7 protein-coding genes are annotated in these 4,018 nt (G+C 66.3%); all 7 read left to right on the forward strand.

What is annotated here, in order from left to right; genetic code table 11:
• Positions 1–168 precede the first annotated feature (168 nt).
• Entirely contained in the window at positions 169–861 is a 693-nt protein-coding gene (urtE, locus tag ACIQ09_RS21785; protein ID WP_398314452.1) for an urea ABC transporter ATP-binding subunit UrtE, read from the forward strand.
• Positions 862–944: 83 nt separating this feature from the next.
• A complete protein-coding gene (locus ACIQ09_RS21790; RefSeq protein ID WP_398314454.1) occupies positions 945–1,193 on the forward strand; it encodes a type II toxin-antitoxin system CcdA family antitoxin in 249 nt (82 codons plus the stop codon).
• Entirely contained in the window at positions 1,193–1,492 is a 300-nt protein-coding gene (locus ACIQ09_RS21795) for a CcdB family protein (protein WP_398314456.1), read from the forward strand. The genes ACIQ09_RS21790 and ACIQ09_RS21795 overlap by 1 nt, the downstream gene beginning before the upstream one ends.
• Before the next feature lie 228 nt (positions 1,493–1,720).
• Positions 1,721–2,446 (forward strand): urease accessory protein UreD, encoded by a 726-nt coding sequence (locus tag ACIQ09_RS21800; RefSeq protein WP_398314464.1) that lies wholly within the window; start codon positions 1,721–1,723, stop codon positions 2,444–2,446.
• Positions 2,447–2,540: 94 nt separating this feature from the next.
• Positions 2,541–2,843, forward strand: coding sequence for an urease subunit gamma (ureA, locus tag ACIQ09_RS21805; protein ID WP_299883959.1), 303 nt, complete (start codon positions 2,541–2,543; stop codon positions 2,841–2,843).
• 9 nt (positions 2,844–2,852) lie between these two features.
• The gene (locus ACIQ09_RS21810) at positions 2,853–3,158 is read left to right on the forward strand and encodes an urease subunit beta (RefSeq protein WP_398314459.1); all 306 of its coding nucleotides are present in this window, start codon (positions 2,853–2,855) and stop codon (positions 3,156–3,158) included.
• Positions 3,159–3,335: 177 nt separating this feature from the next.
• Positions 3,336–4,018, forward strand: a 683-nt coding sequence (locus ACIQ09_RS21815) for an urease subunit alpha (RefSeq protein WP_398314461.1), incomplete at its 3' end; no start/stop codon positions are given.

The following is a 4,018-nucleotide window of genomic DNA, read 5'->3' on the forward strand; positions in this document are numbered from 1 at the left end:
GCCCGCGGACTTCGATCAAGGGCATGCCTGTGATCGACGCGTGATGGGCGACTGAAGTCGCCCCTACAGGTCGCCCCCGCAGCTCCTGCCGCCCCGATAAATCGCCCCAAGGTCGCTCCTTGTGCAGCGGCCTGCGCCGGAACAAAGACATTCATCAAGGACAAGACCATGCTTACCGTCACCAATCTCAATCAGTACTACGGCGGCTCCCACATCCTGCGCAACCTCAGCTTCGAGGTGCCCATGGGCAAGGTCACGACCCTGCTTGGGCGCAACGGGGTGGGCAAGACGACCCTGCTCAAGACCCTGATGGGCCTGGTGCCCGCCGCCACCGGCAGCATCCAGCTGGGCGGGCAGGACATCACCAAGGCGCCCAGCTATGGCCGTGTGCGCGCCGGCATCGGCTATGTGCCCCAGGGGCGCGAGATCTTCCCGCGTCTCACGGTGGAGGAGAACCTGCTGATGGGCCTCGCCACCCGGCCGGCCAGCGCCCAGGTGCCGACCCGCATCTTCGAGATGTTTCCGGTGCTCAAGCAGATGATGCGCCGCCGCGGCGGTGACCTCTCCGGGGGCCAGCAGCAACAGCTCGCCATCGGCCGTGCCCTGGCCCCGGGGCCGACGCTGCTGATCCTCGACGAGCCCACCGAAGGCATCCAGCCCTCCATCATCAAGGACATCGAACGCGCCATCCGCGCCCTGGCCGAAACCGGCGAAATGGCCATCCTGCTGGTGGAGCAGTACTACGACTTCGCCCGCTCCCTGGCCGACCACTATCTGCTGATGGAGCGCGGCGAGATCATCAGCGCCGGGCGCGGCGACGAGATGGAGGCCAAGCAGGTGCGGGAGATGTTGTCGGTGTGAGGGGGAAGGCGTGCATTCGGGATGTTTCCCTGGATGCGCATTTTCGGTATGGTCATGAGCGTCCACCCACGCCGGAGCCCACCATGACTGCAAGCAATGCGCCTTCGACCATTGCCAAGAAAGCCACCAATGTCTCCTTGTCAGAGACCGTGCTGGCCGACGCCAAGGCCTTGCGCATCAACATCTCCCAGGCTGCCGAAGCTGGCGTGGCCAGGGCCGTGGCCGAGAGGCGCGCAGAGTTGTGGGTGGCAGAGAACGCCAAGGCCTTCGAGTGCTGGAATGACTACGTCGAGAAGAACGGTTTGCCCCTGGCCAAGTACCGGAGCTTCTGATGCCGCGGTACACCGTTTATCAAAACCCTGAGCGGGACGGTTACCTCCTGGATCTGCAGGCCGACATCAACAGCCACTTCTCAACCCGGGTCGTCGCGCCCCTGTTTCTGCTGGACGAGATCCCTGTATTCGCCAAGGGTTTGAATCCGGTGTTCGAGGTCGAAGGCCGAAGTGTCGTCATGATGACCCAAGGCATGGCCGCCGTACCGGTGCAGATGCTCAAACAGCCGGTCATGTCACTGGATGACCGGCGCGTGGAGATCGTTGCAGCGCTGGATCTGCTGTTTCAGGGGTTTTAGGCTCGATATCTCCTTGCCTGAAAGGGGGCGTTCCCCGGCACGCCTCTTGCTGCTCCCCACGCCATGCAGGTGACGATTTCTCCCCCACTTGGGGCACGGCCTTCCGAGGTCGCTGATTTATCAATCAATAACGCCCGCAATTGGTGCGCGCGCCTGGAGCTCGGCTTCGAGGCTCGCGCTAACCATGGCACTGTATTGGTGCATAGGCGTCATGAAGGCCCCTTGAGGGTGCAGAAGGCGCTCTATCCCGAGGGGCCGGAGGTGTGCCACGCCCTGATGCTGCACCCGCCGGCAGGGATCGCCGGGGGCGATGCGCTGACGGTGCAGGTCCGGGTGGGCGAGGGTGCGAAGGCCCTGATCACCACGCCGGGGGCTGGCAAGTGGTATCGCAGCAATGGCCCGCTGGCCACCCAGCGCCTGGAATTCGAGGTGGGCCGGGGCGGGGTGTTGGAGTGGCTGCCCCAGGAGAGCATTGTTTTCGACCGGGTGAATGGGCGCACCGAGACCGTCGTGCGTCTGGCCGGCGACGCCACCTTCATCGGGCTGGATCTGCTGTGCCTGGGCCGCACCGCGTCCGGCGAGCGCCTGACCCGCGGGCAACTGCGGCTGGCGTCACGCATCGAGCGGGATGGCCGGCTGATCTGGAGCGAGCAGGGCCTGATCGAAGGGGGCTCGCGCCTGCTGGATTCGCCGGTGGGCCTGTGCGGGCAGCCGGTCACCGGCAGCCTGCTGGTGGCGTCCGAGGCGCTCGATGCGAGCCTGCTGGCGGCCTGCCGCGAGATTCGCCCACTGGTCGGTGATGCGGCCGTGACGCGTCTGCCCGGCCTGCTGGTGGCTCGCTACCTGGGGCCTTCGGCCGAGGCGGCGCGGGCCTGGTTTGTGGCGGTGTGGTCCGTGCTGCGGCCCGCCCTGGCAGGGCGCCCGGCGGAGGTGCCGCGAATCTGGCATACCTGATATCGGTGTCCGTGGATGGCCGCAGCGCGGCCTCCACCACTATCATTTGCGGCGCGCCCTGTGCCCGCCCGACCGTCAACGAAAGGGATCCTTCATGGAACTGACCCCCCGCGAGAAAGACAAACTGCTGATCTTTACCGCCGGCCTGCTGGCCGAGCGGCGCAAGGCCCGTGGCCTCAAGCTCAACTACCCGGAAGCGGTGGCCTATATCAGCGCCGCCGTCCTCGAAGGGGCCCGCGACGGCCGCACCGTGGCCGAACTGATGAACTACGGCACCACGCTGCTGACCCGCGCCGACGTCATGGAAGGCGTGCCGGAGATGATCCCGGACATCCAGGTGGAAGCCACCTTTCCCGACGGCACCAAGCTCGTCACCGTTCATCAGCCCATTGTGTGAGGCGCGATCATGATCCCCGGTGAAATCGACACCCTCGACGGCGAGCTGGAACTCAACGTCGGCCGCAGCACCCTGACCATCACGGTGGCCAACACCGGCGACCGCCCGATCCAGGTGGGCTCCCACTACCACTTCGCCGAAACCAATCTGGCCCTGGATTTCGACCGGGCCGCCGCACGGGGTTTCCGGCTCAACATCGCCGCCGGCACCGCCGTGCGCTTCGAGCCCGGCCAGACCCGCACTGTCGAGCTGGTGGCCCTGGGCGGCGACCGCAAGGTCTTCGGTTTCAACGGCAAGGTGATGGGGGCCCTATGAGAAGCGCTGCACACGTGGGGCTGATTGTGGGGGCGACTGTAGGGGCGACTTCAGTCGCCCACCCGCGCGTTGATCACAGGCATGCCCTTGATCGAAGTCCGCGGGCGACTGAAGTCGCCCCTACGGTTGACGCGGCCGTTGCCCCCGATTTCACACCCCTTTCCCTGGAGGCCTGACATGGCAAAGATCTCGCGCCGCGCCTATGCGGAAATGTTTGGCCCCACCGTCGGCGACCGGGTGCGCCTGGCCGACACCGAGCTGTGGATCGAAGTGGAGAAGGACTACACGATCTACGGCGAAGAGGTGAAGTTTGGCGGCGGCAAGGTGATCCGCGACGGCATGGGGCAGGGCCAGCGCCTGTCCTTCGAGGTGGCCGATACGGTGATCACCAACGCCCTGATCCTGGATCACTGGGGCGTGGTCAAGGCCGACATCGGCATCAAAGGCGGACGCATCTCCGCCATCGGCAAGGCCGGCAACCCGGACATCCAGCCCGGCGTGACCATCGCCATTGGCGCGGCCACCGAGGTGATTGCCGGCGAAGGCATGATCGTCACCGCTGGCGGCATCGACACCCACATCCACTTCATCTGCCCGCAGCAGATCGAAGAGGCCCTGATGAGCGGCGTGACCACCATGATCGGCGGCGGCACCGGCCCGGCCACCGGCACCTACGCCACCACCTGCACCCCGGGGCCCTGGCACATCGCCCGCATGCTGCAGGCGGCGGATGCCTTCCCCATGAACCTGGGTTTCCTCGGCAAGGGCAACGTCAGCCTGCCCGACCCCCTGCGCGAGCAGGTGGAGGCCGGCGTCATCGGCCTCAAGCTGCACGAGGACTGGGGCACCACGCCGGCCGC

The sequence above is a fragment of the Zoogloea sp. genome (genome assembly GCF_044344315.1).
Lineage (GTDB): Bacteria > Pseudomonadota > Gammaproteobacteria > Burkholderiales > Rhodocyclaceae > Zoogloea.

Excerpts from the sequence above, each read along its gene's own strand:
- urtE (WP_398314452.1), top strand. The coding sequence starts at position 169 with ATGCTTACCGTCACCAATCTCAATCAGTACTACGGCGGCTCCCACATC.
- ACIQ09_RS21790 (WP_398314454.1), top strand. The coding sequence starts at position 945 with ATGACTGCAAGCAATGCGCCTTCGACCATTGCCAAGAAAGCCACCAAT.
- ACIQ09_RS21795 (WP_398314456.1), top strand. The coding sequence starts at position 1,193 with ATGCCGCGGTACACCGTTTATCAAAACCCTGAGCGGGACGGTTACCTC.
- ureA (WP_299883959.1), top strand. The coding sequence starts at position 2,541 with ATGGAACTGACCCCCCGCGAGAAAGACAAACTGCTGATCTTTACCGCC.
- ACIQ09_RS21810 (WP_398314459.1), top strand. The coding sequence starts at position 2,853 with ATGATCCCCGGTGAAATCGACACCCTCGACGGCGAGCTGGAACTCAAC.